At 37.6% G+C, this 18,412-nt stretch carries 16 protein-coding genes and 1 riboswitch; of the genes, 7 read left to right on the top strand and 9 right to left on the bottom strand.

What is annotated here, in order from left to right:
• Positions 1 to 56: 56 nt before the first annotated feature.
• Positions 57 to 1,259, bottom strand: a complete 1,203-nt coding sequence (locus MP477_RS00910) for a GTP-binding protein (protein WP_257188797.1) — start codon at positions 1,257 to 1,259, stop codon at positions 57 to 59.
• Positions 1,260 to 1,262: 3 nt separating this feature from the next.
• Positions 1,263 to 1,601, bottom strand: coding sequence for a MerC domain-containing protein (locus MP477_RS00905; protein ID WP_230039058.1), 339 nt, complete (start codon positions 1,599 to 1,601; stop codon positions 1,263 to 1,265).
• 88 nt (positions 1,602 to 1,689) lie between these two features.
• On the opposite strand from MP477_RS00905, the gene MP477_RS00900 reads away from it, so the two are divergent.
• A complete protein-coding gene (locus MP477_RS00900; RefSeq protein ID WP_257188796.1) occupies positions 1,690 to 2,079 on the top strand; it encodes a Fur family transcriptional regulator in 390 nt (129 codons plus the stop codon).
• A gap of 58 nt (positions 2,080 to 2,137) precedes the next feature.
• On the opposite strand, the gene metE is transcribed toward MP477_RS00900, so the two are convergent.
• Positions 2,138 to 4,438: a 5-methyltetrahydropteroyltriglutamate--homocysteine S-methyltransferase gene (gene metE, locus MP477_RS00895; protein WP_257188795.1), complete on the bottom strand. Its 2,301-nt coding sequence runs from the start codon at positions 4,436 to 4,438 to the stop codon at positions 2,138 to 2,140.
• Between the two features lie 175 nt (positions 4,439 to 4,613).
• Positions 4,614 to 4,798, bottom strand: a riboswitch (cobalamin riboswitch).
• A gap of 199 nt (positions 4,799 to 4,997) precedes the next feature.
• Here metE and MP477_RS00890 point away from each other — a divergent pair.
• On the top strand, positions 4,998 to 5,459 hold the full coding sequence (locus MP477_RS00890; protein WP_257188794.1) for an Lrp/AsnC family transcriptional regulator: 462 nt from the start codon (positions 4,998 to 5,000) through the stop codon (positions 5,457 to 5,459).
• A gap of 157 nt (positions 5,460 to 5,616) precedes the next feature.
• On the opposite strand, the gene MP477_RS00885 is transcribed toward MP477_RS00890, so the two are convergent.
• Positions 5,617 to 6,105, bottom strand: coding sequence for a hypothetical protein (locus MP477_RS00885; RefSeq protein ID WP_230039066.1), 489 nt, complete (start codon positions 6,103 to 6,105; stop codon positions 5,617 to 5,619).
• Positions 6,106 to 6,402: 297 nt separating this feature from the next.
• Positions 6,403 to 6,906 (bottom strand): GNAT family N-acetyltransferase, encoded by a 504-nt coding sequence (locus MP477_RS00880; protein WP_257188793.1) that lies wholly within the window; start codon positions 6,904 to 6,906, stop codon positions 6,403 to 6,405.
• A gap of 157 nt (positions 6,907 to 7,063) precedes the next feature.
• Between MP477_RS00880 and MP477_RS00875 the strand changes: the two genes are divergently transcribed.
• The gene (locus tag MP477_RS00875) at positions 7,064 to 7,561 is read left to right on the top strand and encodes a hypothetical protein (RefSeq protein WP_230039070.1); all 498 of its coding nucleotides are present in this window, start codon (positions 7,064 to 7,066) and stop codon (positions 7,559 to 7,561) included.
• A 65-nt stretch (positions 7,562 to 7,626) separates the two neighbouring features.
• On the opposite strand, the gene MP477_RS00870 is transcribed toward MP477_RS00875, so the two are convergent.
• On the bottom strand, positions 7,627 to 8,475 hold the full coding sequence (locus MP477_RS00870; RefSeq protein WP_257188792.1) for an AraC family transcriptional regulator: 849 nt from the start codon (positions 8,473 to 8,475) through the stop codon (positions 7,627 to 7,629).
• Between the two features lie 89 nt (positions 8,476 to 8,564).
• Here MP477_RS00870 and MP477_RS00865 point away from each other — a divergent pair, with 89 nt between their 5' ends.
• The 4 genes from MP477_RS00865 to MP477_RS00850 all read left to right on the top strand — a co-directional run bounded on the left by MP477_RS00865 (position 8,565) and on the right by MP477_RS00850 (position 12,193).
• A complete protein-coding gene (locus tag MP477_RS00865) occupies positions 8,565 to 9,548 on the top strand; it encodes a polysaccharide deacetylase family protein (protein WP_257188791.1) in 984 nt (327 codons plus the stop codon).
• Positions 9,549 to 9,604: 56 nt separating this feature from the next.
• Positions 9,605 to 9,991: a DoxX family protein gene (locus tag MP477_RS00860; RefSeq protein ID WP_230039083.1), complete on the top strand. Its 387-nt coding sequence runs from the start codon at positions 9,605 to 9,607 to the stop codon at positions 9,989 to 9,991.
• Positions 9,992 to 10,180: 189 nt separating this feature from the next.
• Complete coding sequence (locus MP477_RS00855; RefSeq protein WP_257188790.1) at positions 10,181 to 11,116, top strand: NAD-dependent epimerase/dehydratase family protein; 936 nt, start codon at positions 10,181 to 10,183, stop codon at positions 11,114 to 11,116.
• A 168-nt stretch (positions 11,117 to 11,284) separates the two neighbouring features.
• Positions 11,285 to 12,193: an AraC family transcriptional regulator gene (locus tag MP477_RS00850; RefSeq protein ID WP_257188789.1), complete on the top strand. Its 909-nt coding sequence runs from the start codon at positions 11,285 to 11,287 to the stop codon at positions 12,191 to 12,193.
• Positions 12,194 to 12,372: 179 nt separating this feature from the next.
• Here MP477_RS00850 and MP477_RS00845 read toward each other — a convergent pair whose 3' ends face one another.
• The 3 genes from MP477_RS00845 to MP477_RS00835 all read right to left on the bottom strand — a co-directional run bounded on the left by MP477_RS00845 (position 12,373) and on the right by MP477_RS00835 (position 17,920).
• Positions 12,373 to 13,164, bottom strand: a complete 792-nt coding sequence (locus tag MP477_RS00845; protein WP_257188788.1) for a hypothetical protein — start codon at positions 13,162 to 13,164, stop codon at positions 12,373 to 12,375.
• Between the two features lie 356 nt (positions 13,165 to 13,520).
• Positions 13,521 to 15,038, bottom strand: coding sequence for a TSUP family transporter (locus tag MP477_RS00840; RefSeq protein ID WP_257188787.1), 1,518 nt, complete (start codon positions 15,036 to 15,038; stop codon positions 13,521 to 13,523).
• Between the two features lie 5 nt (positions 15,039 to 15,043).
• The gene (locus MP477_RS00835) at positions 15,044 to 17,920 is read right to left on the bottom strand and encodes a TonB-dependent receptor domain-containing protein (RefSeq protein WP_257188786.1); all 2,877 of its coding nucleotides are present in this window, start codon (positions 17,918 to 17,920) and stop codon (positions 15,044 to 15,046) included.
• Positions 17,921 to 18,412: the final 492 nt, after the last annotated feature.

Raw genomic sequence — 18,412 nt, 5'->3', positions numbered from 1 at the left:
AAGGTATTCTATTTATGATATTATTGATACTTTGTTGCATTAATTAAAAGTTAATTTTAAATATTCCTAGGAAACGGATCCCGGAAGTTTTGTTTTTGACTTAATAATTCTTCTTCTTTATCATTAATAAGACAGTCTTGGAGATCCTGTATCATTTGGTCTTTGTTTATATCCTGACCTATAAAAACAAGCTCATTGATTCTGTCGCCCCAGTTTTTATCCCATCTGCTTTCAATAAATTCCTGATTTTCTGTAAATGAATTATAGTGTAGTCTTTGATTCATGGGCATACTGGACCACCAGACTCCTGCTTTTTCTAAACGGAATGAACCTCCTGCCTGGGAGAAGTTTAATGCATCATCCGGTCTTGAAGCTAGCCAGAAAAGCCCTTTAGCTCTTAAAATACCTTCAGGATACCTTTCATTAAGGTAGTTCCATAACCTTTCAGGATGAAATGGCCTCTGATTCCTGAAAACTAGCGAGCTTATACCGTATTCCTCTGTTTCCGGATTATGATGATCAGACTGAAGTTCTTTTTGCCAGCCGGCTGAAGACTGTGCGGTATCAAAATCAAAGAGGTGGGTATTTAAAATATGCTGAGGATTAACCACTCCAAATTCTGAATGAATGATGCGGGCTTCAGGATTCAGTTTAGCTATAGCTGCTTTTAAAAATCCAAGAGTTTCGGAATCGATAAGGTCTGTTTTATTTAAGACAATGACATTGGCAAATTCAATCTGGTCCGTAAGAAGGTTAACGATGGTTCTTCGATCCCCTTCCATATCTGTAAGGTCTCTGTCCATCAGTAATTCATTCGTTGAAAAGTCTTTCATAAAATTGAAGCTGTCCACTATGGTCACCATAGTGTCTACATAGCTGAATCTGGAAAGGTCTATGCCACTTTCTTCATCCATATAGGTAAATGTTTGGGCAACGGGGATAGGCTCACTAATTCCTGTACTTTCGATCAGCAGGTAATCAAAACGTTTTTCATGCGCTAAACGCTCCACTTCAATCATCAGATCTTCCCTGAGTGTACAGCAAATGCATCCGTTACTCATTTCTACAAGCTTTTCTTCCGTTCTCGAAAGTGTATTCTGATTCCCGATAAAATGCGCATCAATATTCACTTCACTCATATCGTTCACAATAACGGCTACTTTTAAACCCTGTTTATTGTGCAGAATATGATTCAGTAAAGTTGTTTTCCCGGCTCCCAGAAAGCCACTCAGTACAGTTACAGGAAGTTTCTTTGTCATGTATTAATGTTTATGATTTTTAAAATTGATAATATGTCCTGTAATTAAGCCTGCTGCTCCCACATAAATAAGAGGAATATGAACTTCAAATATAAAATCAGCCAGTACAGAAATGGCGATCAGAATAATAGAGATCCAGAACAGAAACTTGAGCCGGCGGTTGGCTATTTTTGCCGTTATTCTGAAAACTACGAGGGTTCCAATGATAAGAAAAGCCAGATCAATATAAGGATTATGGGATATTCCCAAAGGGATGATCATCAGTAAAGGGAAAACTATGCAATGAATCAAACATAAAACGGCGGCTGAGATTCCTACTGCATCAAGAATTTTTGACTTCATAAAAAGGATTGATTTAAATTTGTTATTGTAACTTTGTTGCAAAGTAAATACAAAATTTCAAATAACGCAACTTTGTTGCATTAAAAATATGAGACAAGTTAGAAATACCCATGCCAAAACTGAGATTCTGAACCTTATCAACGATTCTGAGGTGGCTCTTACCCATTCTGATATTCAGAAGAAATTAGGAGACTTGTGTAACAGGGTTACCATTTACAGGGTTTTGGAAAGGCTTGAAAACGAAGGTGCTATTCACAAGATAGTCAATATTGATGGGGTCGTTAATTTTGCAAAGTGTAGTGGAAAATGTACTCACGAACAGCATTTTCATAACCACGTTCATTTCAATTGTAAAGAATGCCATTCTGTTACCTGTATTGAAAATGCAATACCCGAAATTAGTTTACCCGAGAATTTTATAGCTCAGGAGTATAACTTTATCATCAGCGGAATCTGTCCGAGATGTGCGCATGCTTAAACAAGGAAAAAGCATCCCTGGAGATGCTTTTTCATGATGATATTGGAACAAGCAATGATTATGCATAGGCTGCTGAAGCTTCTTTAGCAGCGGCTACCATTGCAATTAAAGCTTTTTCAGTTTCTTCCCAATGCCTTGTTTTGAGGCCACAGTCAGGGTTTACCCATAACTGGGTGGCTGGAATTACATTTTGAGCTTTTCTTAAAAGTTCAATCATTTCTTCTTTAGAAGGTACTCTTGGAGAGTGGATATCATAAACTCCGGGACCTATTTCGTTTGGATATTTAAAGTCTGCAAAAGCATTTAAAAGTTCCATTTGGGATCTCGAACATTCTATTGTAATGACATCTGCATCCATATCGGCAATATTTTTAATAATATCATTAAATTCAGAATAGCACATATGGGTATGGATCTGGGTAGCATCGTCTACTCCACTTGCTGAGATTCTGAAGGCTTCTACGGCCCATTTCAGGTAGTTTTGCCATTCTGCTTTTCTCAATGGAAGACCTTCTCTTATAGCAGGTTCATCAATCTGGATGATTCGGATTCCTGCTTTTTCAAGATCCACTACTTCATCACGGATGGCCAAAGCAATCTGCTTACAGGTTTCTGAACGGGGCTGATCATCCCGTACAAAAGACCATTGTAATATGGTAACAGGACCGGTCAGCATTCCTTTTACCCATTTATTGGTTTGGGATTGTGCATATTGAGACCAGTATACAGTCATTGGATCAGGGCGGGAAATATCCCCGAAAATAACCGGTGGTTTTACGCAGCGGCTTCCATAGCTCTGTACCCAGCCGTTTTTAGTAAAAATAAATCCTTCAAGCTTTTCCCCGAAGTATTCAACCATGTCATTACGTTCAAATTCTCCGTGAACAAGCACATCAATTCCTATTTCTTCCTGCCAGCGAATGGTTCTCTGAGTTTCCTCTTTCAATAAAGCATCGTATTGTTCTGCACTAAGATCTCCTTTCTTAAACTGGGCTCTCCAGCTTCTTACTTCTGTAGTTTGCGGGAATGAGCCTATGGTTGTGGTTGGGAATAGCGGAAGCTGTAATGATTCCTGCTGCCTTTCTTTACGGATTCTAAATGAGTTCTTTCGCTGAGCATCTTCTTCAGTAATGGCAGCTACTCTTTGTTTCACTTTATCATTATGGATAAGAGAAGATGTTTTTCTGCCGGCCACAGCCTTTTTATTGTCTTCAAAATCTGCAAGGATACTTTCGTCCTCAGTTCCTGAAGCAAGAGCTTTAAGACTTACGACTTCTTTCACTTTTTGTTTTGCAAAAGACAGCCAGTTTTTGATTTCAGGCTGAAGGGCCGTTTCAAAATCCAGATCACAAGGTGAATGAAGCAATGAACATGACGGAGCCACAAAAATTCTTTCTGTACCGAGTTTTTCAATAGCTTTTTTAATGAAAGCCAAAGATTTTTCATACTCATTTTTCCAGATATTTCTTCCGTCTACTACTCCTAATGACAGGCTTAGGTTTTCAGGAACAGCATGTAAAATATCTGCCAGCTGCTCAGGATTTCTCACCAGGTCTATATGCAGAACGTCTGCAGGAAGTGACACAGCAAGAGATGCATTGTCTTTCAATCCATCGAAATAGGTCGCAACGATGAATTTTAGCAGTGGGAATTGTTTTCTAAGTTCCCGGTAAACGTACTGGTAGGTTTCTTTTGCTTTCTCTGTTATATCTAAAGTTAAAAACGGCTCATCAAACTGAATCCATTGAGCACCCTGATCCTGAAGTTTTGTTAAGATTTCAGTGTATACCGGAAGAAGGTTTTTGGCAAGATCCAGTTTATCAAATCCCTCTTCTTTTTCCTTTCCTAAAAGAAGATAAGAAACAAGTCCGATGAGTACCGGCTTGGCATTAATTCCTGCTTGTTTAGCTCCCGCAAACTCGTTGAATATTTTGTCGGAAGTCAGTGTAAACTGCTGATTTTTATAAAATTCAGGAACAATATAATGATAATTGGTATCAAACCATTTTGTCATTTCCATGGCCGTGATATCCAGCCCGTCTTTCTGGTATCCTCTGGCCATCGCAAAGTACAGATCCAGCTCTGAATTATTTTTTTTAAGGGCTACTTCATGATAACGTACCGGAATAGCACCTACAATTAAGCTCATATCCAGTACCTGATCATAATAGGAAAAATCATTACATGGAATAAGGTCTATCCCTGCCTCCTTCTGAATATTCCAATTGTGATTGCAGATATTCCTTCCTGTAGTAAGAAGTTCTTCCAAAAGGATTTTGCCTGACCAATATTGCTCGCAGGCTTTTTTGAGTTCTCTTTTGCTACCAATTCGCGGATAGCCAAGAATGTGCGTTTGCATTTTTTTTAAACTTTTAATTAAACTTATTTTTAAAAGCTCTTTGAATGCTTCGTAATGCTTTTGCCGGTAAGATTTTTTTGGGAAATAATGCATACCTGACAGTTCCGTTTTACTCTTGGAAAAACGTACTAAAAAGTATATCATCTGTATGACCCAAAGCTTCAGACCGCGAAAGCATTGTCAATTCAGTAAAGGCAGGTCTCCTGACTTGTAACAGTTTCTGTCGTCCTTCCCGCTTAGGCAGTGGATCACAAGGACAGAACCCTTTGGTATGTTACTTACAGTTGCGCGACAGCTCGTGATTTGCACACGATTCCCTATTAATTTACCTTACGTAAAACCTCTCCTGTTTGATGAAGTATCTGTAAAGAACTATTCTTATCAATTACATTTTCTATCTGTGCTAATAAAAGATTTTAATTTTGTGTAAATTTACAAATACAGAATAAACGAATAATAATTAGTTTTAAATAAAGTAAATAAATCTGTATGATTTTATTTTAAAAGAATATAATTCTGTAATTTTGAATAAAATTAATACTAAAAAGAATAATATCCTGTGGAACATCTTGATACCAAAGATATACAGCTGCTGAGACTGCTTCAGAAAAATGCAAAACTTACCGTTAAGGAGCTTGCCAAAGAAATTAATCTTTCCCCTTCTCCTGTTTTTGAAAGGGTGAAACGTCTGGAACAGGAAGGCTATGTGAAAAAATATGCTGCGGTTCTTGATCCGGATAAACTTAACCGGGGTTTTACCGTTTTCTGCCAGATCAAGCTGAAAATTCATGACCGTTCTGTAGGCTATGATTTCGTTAATGAAATTCTGGAAATAGAAGAAGTGGCAGAATGTTATAATATTTCCGGAGATTTTGATTTCCTGCTGAAAGTTCAGGTCCGGGATATGAAACATTATCAGGATTTTGTATTCAATACACTGGGTTCTGTAGATTCTATCGGAAGTACGCACAGTACGTTTGTAATGGCAGAAGTAAAAAATACCCATGGCTTAACAATCTGATATTTTTGAGTACAATTTTGAGTACAATCGTTTTTAGCGGGTAACAGGTATTTGGAGAAAATAAAGGAATAAATGGGTGAATTCCTGTTGTTTCAGGAGAAAAAGAAATAAAAATAAGACAGAAACAGTTTATTAAAATTGTTTCTGTCTAGGCTCCTTATAAAGGTGAAATGTACACTTCTATTTTAGTGCCGTCATAATTAAAGGTTCCGTCTGAATTTCTTTTACCTAAGAAAACCCAGTCCATATCTACGGGAACAGACCATGCTGATCCTAATGAGAATCCGTTTACAGATCGGATTTCGTTACCATTTCCTGTAGTAATTGCTGAATGAAACCATGTTTTGTCGATAAGTCTGTAGAAGCCGATTGCTTTTCCTGCCGGTATGGGAGCGTATCCATCCCACTTTTCTCCTTCCGGATATCTGAATACAGTCAGCCATTTTTGTCCTGCTGATTCAGCAAGCTGATTCGGGCTTATCCGGGCACCTCGCATGTATAAAGCATAAGCTACTACATCATGACATACGCCGGTATTATACTTTGAGATATTTTCTGCGCCTGACAGAACGGCATGAGCAACGGGTGCTCTTTCTGTTACAGACAGCTGAGCTTTCCTTGCTCCTTCTGGGGTTACAAATGACATATTAATAATTTTGTTTGGTTATTGTAAAGATAGCTCTTTTAAATTTAATGCTAATGAACTGTTGTTTTGAAGGAATTTATTCGAATTTAAAGTGGATTTTTAAGAATTTTAATAAGAATGTAAGTACAGACACTTAAATAATTCTGAAAGCAACATAAAAGTGTAAAAGCTCTGTTTAAAAAAAGAATATAGTCTGAAATTCTGCCCTTCTGATCCCCATTGAGGAACCCGGAAAAACCTTAGTTACCTTATTAAACGATGTTAAACCTGTCTGTCAATAAAAAAGGCCTAAGCTTCTCAAGCTTCCAACTGGAAGAGGACCATGGTGGCATTATGATAATGGGCAGGAAGCCCTTCGGTATCAGCTATTTTTTTAGCGCCTAATTGGGTAAATCCGCATTGTATATAATAATCAGCCAGTCTTTGGTTTCCTGCTGTGGTATCCATTCTTACATATTTTTTCCCACTTTCTTTTGCGAATTGTGCCGACCATTCAACAATCTGTTCCACAAATTTCTGTCCTCTGAAATTTGGATGGGTAGCAATCCTGTGAATATAAATGGCAGGATCTGCATTTCTTTCTTCCCAAACCTGAGGATCATTAAATGTGATGCTCCAGACACAGGCAATCTGTCCGTCTACTATAATTTTCCAATGGCGGTTTTCTTTAATTTCTGTTTCTATCATGCTTCTGTCAAATTCCGGCCATTGTACCCCGGATACTGTTTTCTTGAAATCAGAAGCCATTTTATAAAGAGCAAAAACTTCATTAATATCCTGTAGAAAGGTGTTCACTATCATTATTACGTTATTGTTCTTCAAAAATACCAAAAAATAAACAGATGTATATTTATTATTGTTATTCAGAATGGGTATAAATTCCATTCTATTGCAGACTTCCGTTGGGAAAAGAAAATAAAAATACTATTTTTATCGTCCGATAAAGAAAACACACATTATGCCGACTGATGCTTCTCTCAAGCTGATTCCGATGACAACCTTTGTAATTGAATACTATTCTAATGAAGGGTATGCCGATCTTCAAATTTTAAATTTGATGAATAATTATGCTAATTTTCTAAGAAAACCACTCTATCTTGGAATGTTTGTTCCTGTAGATAAGCAAGGAAATGTACTGAAGGAGCCCAAAAATTATGCTTCCTGGAAGTCCCTGGAGCATAATGACGGAAAAAGAACGGATGTGGTAGGATTTGAAGAGTATGCAGAGTATCAGCAAGCAGAACAAAAATGTATGTTTGAAGGTTTTAAAGTGGATTATAACGGCTACTCAAAGGTGAGAATCGTAGCATCATATGATCCTTCCATAGAATTATCTTTTAATAAAAATGATATGATTCCTCTGGGTTTCAATGATGTGGAATCTCTTACTGTTTTTGATGATATTTATTTGACACCTGATGCTTTAAAAGTGATCGGAATAAAAAATAAGCGATAAACTAAACATCACCTGCAATATCCTGATTTTAATACAGTTTATACTTAATTTAAGTATTTTCAAGACTATTTATTTTCTTTTCTAAACTCAGACGGAGACTTCTGTTGATAGGCTTTGAATATTTTATTAAAATGGCTGGTATCATTAAAACCCAGTTTATCAGCAATTTCATTGATATTGTAATGACTTTGCAGGAGAAGCTTCTCTGCTGTTTTTATTTTGTATTGAATGATGTGCTGCTGTATTGAAAACCCGGTTTGTTTTTTCACATAAATACTGATGTAGTTGGGAGAAAGCATAAATTCTTTAGCCAGGTTCTCAATTTTCATTTTATCTGTATCCAGTACATTGACATTGATATAGTACAGGATCTTTTCAATCCTGCCTACATGCTGAAAAATCCATTTTTTATGGGTGGTGGTTTCCATGGTATTTCTAATCAGAACCGTTATAATGGCTGAGAAGATATCTGTTAGAATCTCTCTATTATATCTGCTTTGATGACTGAATTCATAGAGTAGAATGTGGGCAAGCTGTAACAGGTGAGCTCTGTCAGCTTTATCGTTGATGGCCGATTCATAGACAAAAGACCGATCTTCCATAAGAAGCTGAATGACCTTTTTTAATTCATTCTTTTTATTCATCAACAGGTTTTCCCATATATATTGCTCTGTAAATTTTATATAGATAAACCTTGTTTTACTTTTTATAGAAAACTCATGCCCGTCACTGGGTCTGAGCAGAAAGACATCGCCTTTTTTATAAGGAAATACAATACCGTTCAGGTGGTGGAATCCTTTTCCTTTCTCAATGATAATCAATTCATAGAAGTTATGATTATGATACTCAACATCCCATACTTCTTTTTCAATACTGAAAACATTAAAGGAATTGAAATTAACAATGCGTTTCATAAAGAATGGATTTTTACAAATTTACCATTAATTTTTACAATATATAATGATTGAATACTAAGCAATTTTGCAGAACAAAAATATTCGAAATGAACTATATAAGACAATCAGCATGGTTGCTTTTCTCTACCGTATTCCTGGTTTCCTGCTTCAGTAATGACGACAGGACCCAAGGGGAAAATAGTAACCCAAAGGAAACACAAGTCAAAGGAAAAAGATATTGGCCCAATGGTGCTCAACTGGTTATTTCCATCTCTATGCAGTTTGAAACCGGTGGACAGCCTGAAGGTGCTGAAAGCCCTTTTAGCGGCACTCCCCTTCCAACGGGCCAGCCGGATCTTCCTGCGGAAAGCTGGTACCGTTATGGGGGCAATGAAGGCATTTACCGTATGCTGGATCTTTGGAAAAAATATAATATTAAAGTAACATCCCATATGGTGGGAACTGCTGCCGAAAAATATCCGGAGGTTGCCAAAGCCATTGCAAATGGAGGCCATGAAGTAGCTGCCCATGGTTTTACCTGGGATAATCAGTGGAATAAAAGCTTTACTGATGAATTGTATTTTGTGAAAGAAGGTGTAGACGTTGTTGAAAAAATAACCGGAAAAAGAGCGGTAGGCTATAACAGCAACTGGCTGAGGAGAAGTCCGAATACATTGAAAGTACTACAGGAACTCGGATTTTTGTACCATATAGATGATGTAAGCCATGATGAGCCTTTCATTACTAAAGTTAAAGGGAAAAATTTCATGGTAATACCTTATACTATCCGGAATAACGATATTGTGAACATTGAAGGCAAACACTGGAGCCCTGATCAGTTTCTGGCTCAGCTGAAATTTGAGTTTGACCGTCTCTATGAGGAAGGGGCTTCTAAAAGGAGAATGATGAGCATAAGCTTTCATGACCGGATTGGCGGAACGCCTGCTATGATTCATGCCATGGAAGAGTTTATCAAATACACTCAGAAAAAACAGGGGGTTGTTTTTATGAGAAAAGATGATATTGCCAAAATGGTGATGAATGATCCCAGGACTCCTGTGGATAACAGTGAAGAGAAGTATAATAAGTAAGAGAGCATGTACTGTATAGATCCTCAAAAATAATATAACACATAAAAATAACAACAATGAATAAAAGAACCGGATACTTTTTCCTTCGTATATCAATGGGAATCAATTTTTTTGGACACGGGCTTGTGAGGCTCACCAAATTACAGGATTTTGCAGGCGGAATGACAACGGGTTTTGAAAAAAGCTGGCTGCCACAGGTATTGGTACATGCTTTTAGTACAGCACTACCCTTTCTCGAGTTTACAATTGGTCTGCTGCTTATGATAGGTTTCAAAACCCGTATTGCCACGATGAGTGGAGCATCACTCATTGTGATGCTGCTTTTCGGGTGCAGTACAGTTGAAAACTGGGAGGCCATGGGAATTCAAATGATCTATGCCGGATTATTTTATATCCTGATCAGCAGAATAGAGGATAATAGTCTTGCATTGGACAGGAAGTGATACCATGGCTGAAGGTGAGAAAACTTTTCTCACCTTCAGCCGTCTTTCAGAGATTGTGTTACAAATTCCGATGATTGGGATACCTATTTTTTCCGATGATGCCCGAATTTTGTATCAGAAATAAAGATGGTTATCAATGGTATTTTACTGATGATCAGTTTTAATAAGAAACTCTGAAAATAAAATAGTATGCAAACAATATTAGGAGCCAATGGGCAGATTGGGCAGGAACTGGCAAAGGAACTGAAACGGAACTATACCTCCGATATCAGAATCGTCAGCAGAAAAGCCGTTAAAGTAAATGATACCGATACTGTATTCTCTGCAGACCTCACAGACAGAAATAAAGCAATAGAAGCGGTAAAAGGAAGTGAAATTGCTTATTTTACATTGGGACTTCCTATGGATACGGATTTATGGGAGAAACAGTTTTCAATGATTCTAAGAAATGTAATAGATGCCTGTATTATCAATGGAACGAAGTTGGTATTTTTTGATAATACCTATATGTACCCTCAAAATAACAAGGTCCTGACGGAACAGACTGCTTTTGCCCCTGTAGGAAGAAAAGGAATGGTAAGAAAAGAGATGACCGACATGCTTCTAAAGGAAATGGCAGCCGGAACTATAGAAGCGGTGATCTGCAGAGCGCCTGAGTTTTATGGACCTGGAAAGACACAAAGTATTACCAACAGTCTTATTTTCAATGCCATTAAAGAAGATAAGAAACTGAAAGTTCCATTGAGGGATGACCAACTTCGAAGCCTGATCTGGACCCCAGATGCCAGCAGTGCTACTGCTTTAATAGGAAATACGCCCGATGCTTTCGGTCAGACCTGGCACCTGCCTGTAGATGATCATAAACTGACCTATAAACAATTTATGACACTGGTTTCTCAGGTATATGGGGAAGAATTCCGGTATTCTGTCATTCCTAAAATAGCTTTCAGAATAGGTGCCCTTTTCAATAAAAATGCAAAGGAACTGCTGGAACTGCTTCCAAGATATGGGTATGATAATCTGTTCGATGATTCTAAATTTAGAAAAAGATTTCCCGATTTTCAGGTAACGACCTACAGACAGGGAATTGAGCAAATCCGAAAAGAACAGCTGGCAGCAAAGTAAATATATTCTTAGAATAAATCACCCTATTTTAAACCACAACTCGAAAATTCGATGCAGTAAAAGTCACAAAAGATTTTAGCACTTAGGTGGGAAGATCTCCAAAAATAAAATTTTGTACCTTTTTCATTCAATTATCAATACATTTAAAGTGGTAAAAGCAGAAAGCCAATGAAAGCACCTGAAAAAATAACCTCCATTACGACACTGCATCTTTATTTAAAGCTGGGAAGACCTTCCCATCCTTTGATCAGTGTTTTTGACTTTACTGAAGTTTCTGCTGATCCTAAGAGTCTTCGCAGTGCTGTAACTACAGATTTCTATGTTGTGGCCATTAAGAATGATTGTGCAGGAAAATTTAAATATGGCCAGCAATATTATGATTTTCAGGATGGTATCATGTATTTTATTGCTCCCCATCAGGTGGTACAGTTTGAAGATATTTTACTTTCCGAAGTCAAGGGCAGTGTATTGCTTGTTCATCCTGATTTTTTACAGGGATATCCTGTAGCATCCACGGTAAAGGAATATGGCTATTTTTCATATGCTGCCCATGAGGCTTTACATCTTTCTGAAAGAGAAGAAAAGTCTGTTACGGATATCATTGATAACATCCGCAGGGAAACCGAAAATAATATGGATGTTTTCACTCAGGATTTATTAGTCTCCAATATTGATTTGCTGCTGAAATACTGTGACCGTTTTTACAACCGCCAGTTTCTGACCAGAAAGAAAATGAATCATGATCTTTTGATTCAGCTTGAAGGGTTACTGAATGATTATTTTAAAAACGACAGATTAATTATGGATGGAATCCCTACTGTACAGTTTATTGCCTCAGAAATGAATATCAGTCCCAATTATTTAAGTGATATGCTTAGAGTCCATACAGGCCAAACTACGCAGCAGCACATTCAGAACAGGCTGATTGACAGGGCAAAGGAATTACTGTCTACAACAGTGATGACCGTGTCTGAGATTGCTTATTATTTAGGATTTGAGCATCCACAGTCTTTTCACCGTTTATTTAAAAACAGGACGGCAGTTTCACCGCTGGAATTCAGGCAGACGTTTAACTAAAAATAGCTTTATAAAAAGAAACACTTACCCTTAAGTCCTATGAGTATATTACTTATTTGGCCTTTGAAGGAGCAGTTACTTCCACGAGTCTGTTGTTCTTGTAAATATAATTGACCGGGCTGTATCATTCCCTGTACTACTCCATCTTTTATACTTTTAAATTATGACGGGATGTGCCCTTAGTCCTTTTTTTCTTTATCCAATTCTTCCTGAAATTCAATTAAAGCTTTTGTGGTACCGGATTTTAAACTTCCTTTTTTTTCTCCTTCTTCCCAGGTCTTAAAGGCTTTTTCTCTTAATCCCAATGTAAAATAATAAGTTCCCAATACGGTATATCCTTCAGGTTCTCCAAGATCTATAATTTTCTTTGATAGTGAGAGTAGTTCAGGATGAGGTTTTATTTTTTTTGACGCAATGTTTACAGGATCTGTTAGAAGACCAGGAGTATATTGCAGCATTTTTAACCCAAAAAGATTCATACAAGCCTTTGCTAAGCCTTTATTACACAGGTCTTCATTTATTTTTGAGGTTTTACCGGAGGCTAATGCTTCAAAATCAAGATCTGACCCTGTGGAACTTTTTGTTTTGTCATAATATTCGGCTAACAGCTGGGCTTTCTTTTGGGCATCTGCCGGATGACGTCTGTTATTGATTTCTGAGCTGTCTTTTTTGGGAATCCAAACTCCTTTTTCAACCCAATCTGAGATTCCTGTAAGTTTTCCTTTTTTGATCTTGAAAATGAAGATACTTTTATCCGGATAAATGATCAGGCTGTCATTTCTTGTAAAATAATCCCCATAATCCATATCAGCTATCAATACTTTTCCATTGCCATCGAAATTAAAACTATTGTAAAGTGTTTTATCATTACTTGCCTTATAATAACCTTGTAAAGAATTATCTGCTTCCTGCGCTGATAACATATATGCTGAGAAGGATAATATGGTTAAGAATAATTTGTTTTTCATCATTTTCTACTTCTTTATTATTGTAATAATTATTTTTTACAAAGCTATTGAATAGAATGCGAATTTAATTAGTCAATTTCAGCTATTTTTATTCATTACTTATTGCATTATTCACCCATGATCTGAATACAATTCCTAAAGAGCCTATCTCCATTAAGGCAGAGACCGGAATTTATGAAATGGATCCTTTTACATGGCTAAGCTATTTTCTCTATCTTCCACAGACCCTGTATTTACTGTTCCTGTCCCTTTTCCTGTTTCAGGGATGTACCGGATTGGGAATTGATAAAAAATAAGCTCCCGTTATGAATCCTATTTCAACCGAAAAAGCTCCCAAAGGAGCTTTTTTTATGCCTGTACTATAATAATGATTTTATGATGGTGATAAGACTCATGACAATAACAACTACGCCTACTACAGCAAACATTTTATTAGTGGGTAGTTTCGAAGTAAGCATCGCTGAAAACGGAGCCGTAAAAACACCTCCCAACAGAAGCCCCAGCACAATATTCCAATGATGAATCCCAATGGTGAAAATAAAAGTGATGGCACTGGTGACCGTTAACAGGAATTTAGCAACGGTTGAGCTGCCTACCACATACCTTGGAATTCTTCCTTCTTTTATTAATGTTCCGGTAACCAAAGGTCCCCAGCCACCGCCTGCAAAAGAGTCTATAAAACCACCCACCAGTCCCAATACTCTGAGATTCGTTCTCCGTTTTGTTCTGATGCGGCCTGTTTTTTTGTTCTTAAAGGCATTTTTCAGGATATTGACTCCCAGATATAACGTATAACAGGCGATGATAGGCTTCACGATGTGGGCATAATGTTCACCATAATGAGATAGGGTTAATGCTCCGATAATGGAACCTACGATGGCTAACGGGAACAATACCCACACCATTTTCTTATTGACATTTCCTAATTTGTAATGGCTGAATCCTCCGGCTGCAGTGGTAAATGATTCTGCAGAATGGATACTTGCGCTCACTACAGGTGGCGGAACATTGAGCAAAAGCAATATAGTAGTACATATCACACCATATCCCATTCCCATAGATCCGGCAACTATTTCTGCCATAAAACCCGCAAAAAGCATCCAGTAAAAAATATGACCATCTTTACTCAGGAAATTCTGAATATCCCCGGAAAGATTGAACTGATAAACAACAAGCCCAAATATTCCAAACAGCAGCAAAACGCCGATAATCACCAGATAAATATTCGCCTTTCTCTGGGCTATTTTGGTAATATTGATTAACTTTTCAATTTCTATATTTGATGTTGCCGGAGAGGCCATTCCTTCAGATAAGTATTGGGTAGTTATTTTATTGAGCTCTTTTACTTTGTAATTGAAGTTTCCTTTTAACTGGTTTCGGATATTGTGCATATTATCAAGTATATGCTCCATTTCATCAGGAATGGTTTCTGTAAATGTTTCTCTTAACCTCTTGGCTATGGTTGGTGATTTTCCGTTGGTTGAAATGGCAATTTTAAGGCTTCCTTTTTTCACAATAGATCCTAAATAAAAATCACACAGATCCGGTTTATCTGCAATATTGACCAATACGTTATTCTGATGGGCCTGTTCTTTGATCTGTGCTGCCAGTGCAATATCATTTACTGCTACAATGGCCAGATCAATATTCTTAAAATCATTCTCGTTGTAAGGTCTTTCATGCAAAGTTATATTAGGGTATTGGTTTTGTAAAACCCTAACTTCCGGAATGATGTCTTTAGCCACCAGTTGTATGGAGGTTTCAGGTGAATTTCCAAGTACTGATTCTAATTTTTCAAGAGAAACCTTGCCACCACCAATGATTAGTAATGATAAGTTTTCAAGCTTTAAAAATATGGGATATAGTGAGTTATTCATCTTAATTAAAGTTTTAAATCATAGGTGAAAGCGAGATAGTATAACCCTCCGATTTCAGGTCCGGCGGCGTACTGAAAATAACGGCGGTTAAGCAGATTGGTGGCCCCTACTTTTATATTCGCATGGATCTCAGGAAGTTTCCATGTTGCCTGGGCATCCAGGGTATAATAAGCCGGTATTTCTCCTGAAGCTAAAGGACTTTCCCACATAAAGCTGTTTTGCCACCTTGCGACCACCGTAAATCCAATATTCTTAATAATTTCCCTGTTGCCCACACTTATATTAACCATCCATTTCGGAGTATTGAATGCCGTAATAAATAGATCCGAATTGTTGTTGGAAGCAAGATCATTATAAGAGATATTGGTGTTGATGTTATAATTTTTAATAACATTATACCGGACTCCTAAAGAAGTTCCATAGCTTTTGTAGGTCGTGTTACTGTTTGTATAGACCCTGTATCGGTCCTGTTTGCTACGGTCCAGCATGGCAAGCACTGCCGTATTGCTTCCTACCTGGCTGTTTTTAGGAACGGCAACTTCTACCTGGCCGAGGAACCCTTCGTAGATATTGTAATAAAAATCCCAGTCCAGTACAAGTTTATTATTGAAAAATACAGATTTATAGCCTACTTCAAATGAATTGATCTTTTCAGGTTGTAGTTTTTGCAGATTGGCGACCGTTAAAAGCCGTTGACGGTCCTGTGCTGCCTGACTTTGACTTTTTCCTCCGTCTACATCCGCATTTACAGCAGAAGTAAATCTGTCAATAGAAGCAAGCGTATAAGAATTTTCCAGATAGCCTAATCCTTCATTTACTTTGGAAAGGCCTCCCACTCTTCGTACATTTCCGTTATTGACAAAGGAAAGAGCCTCAAAAAGTGAAGGAAAACGGTATCCGTTTTGAAAGGAAGCCCGGAAGTTATGTTGGGTAACAGGAGAATAGACGATACTTATTCTCGGGTTAAGCTTGGATTCAAATTCCGGGTTTCTGTCAACCCGTAATGCTGCATTCAGTTTTAACTTATTATCAAAGAAAAGTTTGGTAATCTGTGCAAATAGGCCATACTTCTGATAGATAACATCTTTCCCGAATGTACCGTTGGCCAAAGGAATATTTCTCTCACTCACAGGTCTGTTGAAGTCTACGAAGTTATTTCCGTCAGGAGTGATGCTGTATAAACGGTAATCTATACCGGCAAGAAGATTAAATATTTTTACAAAGCGGGTAAGATCATAGGTAAGCTCGCCCTGATAAAAACGCGATTTTTGCTCCAGCTTAGCGCCACCAGTTGCTGGTGCTCCTGCAATTCCGGCATTGGCAGAATCCCAGTTATTAATTCCGATAATGGTATTTTTTAACTGTTCAAAAGCTGTAGTTCCCGGGACTGCTCTATTTTTATCGGCTTCCAGACGGGCCAGAATAAAAGCATTATTGAGACTTTGCCCCGCATTGAGATTATTCTGAAGGCTTGTTTGAAATATATTTTTCCAGTTGGTATTCGAAAGGTTGGTGAGATCCAGGTTATCTGCTAAAGGTTTCAGGTTATAGGAATCTCCGGTATTTTCAATGGAGACATAGGCTCTGAAAGTCAATTCTTTGCCTGTAAGTTCTATTTTATGGTTTTGAACGGTAGCATTCTGTAGCCTGATTTTATTTCCCCTTTGAAATGTCCCATCCAGTAATCCGTACCGGTAAACATAGGAAGCTCTCCACTGATCTCCAAAACGGTAATACAATCCTGCATCAAATTTTATATTTTTCACCTCCGGACTTACCAGGTCTTTTTCCAGGTATCCTGTTCTTGAAACATTGAAAGTAGTAGGTTTTCCGTTATAATCAACCTTTACAGCTACTCTGTTATTCCTTTCGTCACCGTATTTATTCCAGAGATCTTCAGCAGGATTATTTGCTAAAGAAAAGTTAGGATTTGCGGTGATCAGTGAATTGGGATTTTGGTCCGTATGATGATCTGAAATCCAATCTACTCCGCTGAAATAAGAAGCATTCACTTTAACAGCCCAGTTTTTGTTGAAAACTTTTGCAAACCGAATGGCACTTTCTCCCAGAGAAGATATTTTATGACTGACATTGTCCACATGATTGACCCCACCCCGAAAGTAAACACTTACTCCCTGAGAGGTAAAAGGATCTTTTGTCTGGAGGCTTGCCAATCCGTTAATGGCATTCATCCCATACAGCGCAGAAGCCGCTCCCGGAGTCACTTCCATAGACTGAATATCCAGTTCGGTAGGCCCTATTGCATTTCCCAATGGTACTCCCAGCGTTGCAGACTGTACATCTACGCCATCCACCAGCTGCATAAACCGGAAATTATTAGGTGAATTGAAGCCCCTGGAATTAGGGATCTTCAGGGTGAGACTTGAAGTCAGCAATTGAAGCCCTTTCACGTTTTCCAGCGTTTCATAAAAGGAAGCAGCAGGACTTTCCCGGATCGTTTTGATATCAATTTTCTCAATGGCAACCGGTGATCTCAAAATTTTTTCGGGTGCTCTTGATGCTGAAATAACAACCGCGTCAATAATGGTATTTTGAGGATTGAGTCCTATGGTTATTTTGTTGGTAGATGAAAGAACTTCAACCGTTTGGTTCGAAAACCCCTCTTTATTAATCACCAATCTGAATGGAATGGTAACTCTGGTTCTTATCTTAAAATGACCAAGTCGGTCCGTTAATGCTGTATCTTCTGTATTTTCAATCTGTACTTTTACTGAATCAAGACCTTTACGGGTACCTGTATTCCTGATGCTCCCTGTTAATTCAATAAGTTGCTGCTGTGCTTCCGCCAGGTTAAAAAATAGAAATGTAAATGCAATAATGCCTGCTTTTGGTAGAAAGGCTCCTTCTTTTTTGTTTTTCATTTTTCTTCATTTTTTAGGTTGAGAATGAAGCTGTCTGAACTTTTTTAATAAAACACCATATTTTCTACCACAAAACCTTAAACACTTTAGTTTTTTTCAAGTGAAAATCTTCGTGTATAAGAAGTACATTAAGTTTTTTGAAAATCTCTGATTTTCCTAAGTATTTCAATTTAAGTACGGTATATTCCCCTCCTCCGGAGGGGTGGCAAACCAAAGGTTTGACGGGGTGGTTTTACTACATTATAAAAGTTAAACAGCCTGATTGGTATTGTTATCTGAGAATCAACAACAGATACACATTCGTTCGCCTAAGAGAAGATAGTGTTGGTTTATTTTTTTCCGGTCATAAAAAAGGCTAGTCATATTTTCAATTTTAGTTTTTTAATGTAGGGACGTATTTTAACCACAAAAGGAACAAAGTTTCAACACTTTAGTTATTTTTTAAGTTAAAAGCTTTGTGGATAGTAAGTACACTTCAGTTTTCTGAAAATC

It is taken from the genome of Chryseobacterium sp. WG23 (genome assembly GCF_024586575.1).
In the GTDB taxonomy this organism is placed as follows: Bacteria; Bacteroidota; Bacteroidia; order Flavobacteriales; family Weeksellaceae; genus Chryseobacterium.
Note: the sequence above shows the minus strand (reverse complement) of the source record. Positions and strands in the feature narration are given on the sequence as shown.

Bases quoted from the DNA above. Each gene is read 5' to 3' on its own strand.
- MP477_RS00845 (WP_257188788.1), bottom strand. From the start codon at position 13,164: ATGATGAAAAACAAATTATTCTTAACCATATTATCCTTCTCAGCATAT.
- MP477_RS00850 (WP_257188789.1), top strand. From the start codon at position 11,285: ATGAAAGCACCTGAAAAAATAACCTCCATTACGACACTGCATCTTTAT.
- MP477_RS00910 (WP_257188797.1), bottom strand. From the start codon at position 1,259: ATGACAAAGAAACTTCCTGTAACTGTACTGAGTGGCTTTCTGGGAGCC.
- MP477_RS00855 (WP_257188790.1), top strand. From the start codon at position 10,181: ATGCAAACAATATTAGGAGCCAATGGGCAGATTGGGCAGGAACTGGCA.
- MP477_RS00865 (WP_257188791.1), top strand. From the start codon at position 8,565: ATGAACTATATAAGACAATCAGCATGGTTGCTTTTCTCTACCGTATTC.
- MP477_RS00870 (WP_257188792.1), bottom strand. From the start codon at position 8,475: ATGAAACGCATTGTTAATTTCAATTCCTTTAATGTTTTCAGTATTGAA.
- MP477_RS00885 (WP_230039066.1), bottom strand. From the start codon at position 6,105: ATGTCATTTGTAACCCCAGAAGGAGCAAGGAAAGCTCAGCTGTCTGTA.
- MP477_RS00860 (WP_230039083.1), top strand. From the start codon at position 9,605: ATGAATAAAAGAACCGGATACTTTTTCCTTCGTATATCAATGGGAATC.
- metE (WP_257188795.1), bottom strand. From the start codon at position 4,438: ATGCAAACGCACATTCTTGGCTATCCGCGAATTGGTAGCAAAAGAGAA.
- MP477_RS00835 (WP_257188786.1), bottom strand. From the start codon at position 17,920: ATGAAAAACAAAAAAGAAGGAGCCTTTCTACCAAAAGCAGGCATTATT.
- MP477_RS00880 (WP_257188793.1), bottom strand. From the start codon at position 6,906: ATGATAGTGAACACCTTTCTACAGGATATTAATGAAGTTTTTGCTCTT.
- MP477_RS00840 (WP_257188787.1), bottom strand. From the start codon at position 15,038: ATGAATAACTCACTATATCCCATATTTTTAAAGCTTGAAAACTTATCA.
- MP477_RS00875 (WP_230039070.1), top strand. From the start codon at position 7,064: ATGCCGACTGATGCTTCTCTCAAGCTGATTCCGATGACAACCTTTGTA.
- MP477_RS00905 (WP_230039058.1), bottom strand. From the start codon at position 1,601: ATGAAGTCAAAAATTCTTGATGCAGTAGGAATCTCAGCCGCCGTTTTA.
- MP477_RS00900 (WP_257188796.1), top strand. From the start codon at position 1,690: ATGAGACAAGTTAGAAATACCCATGCCAAAACTGAGATTCTGAACCTT.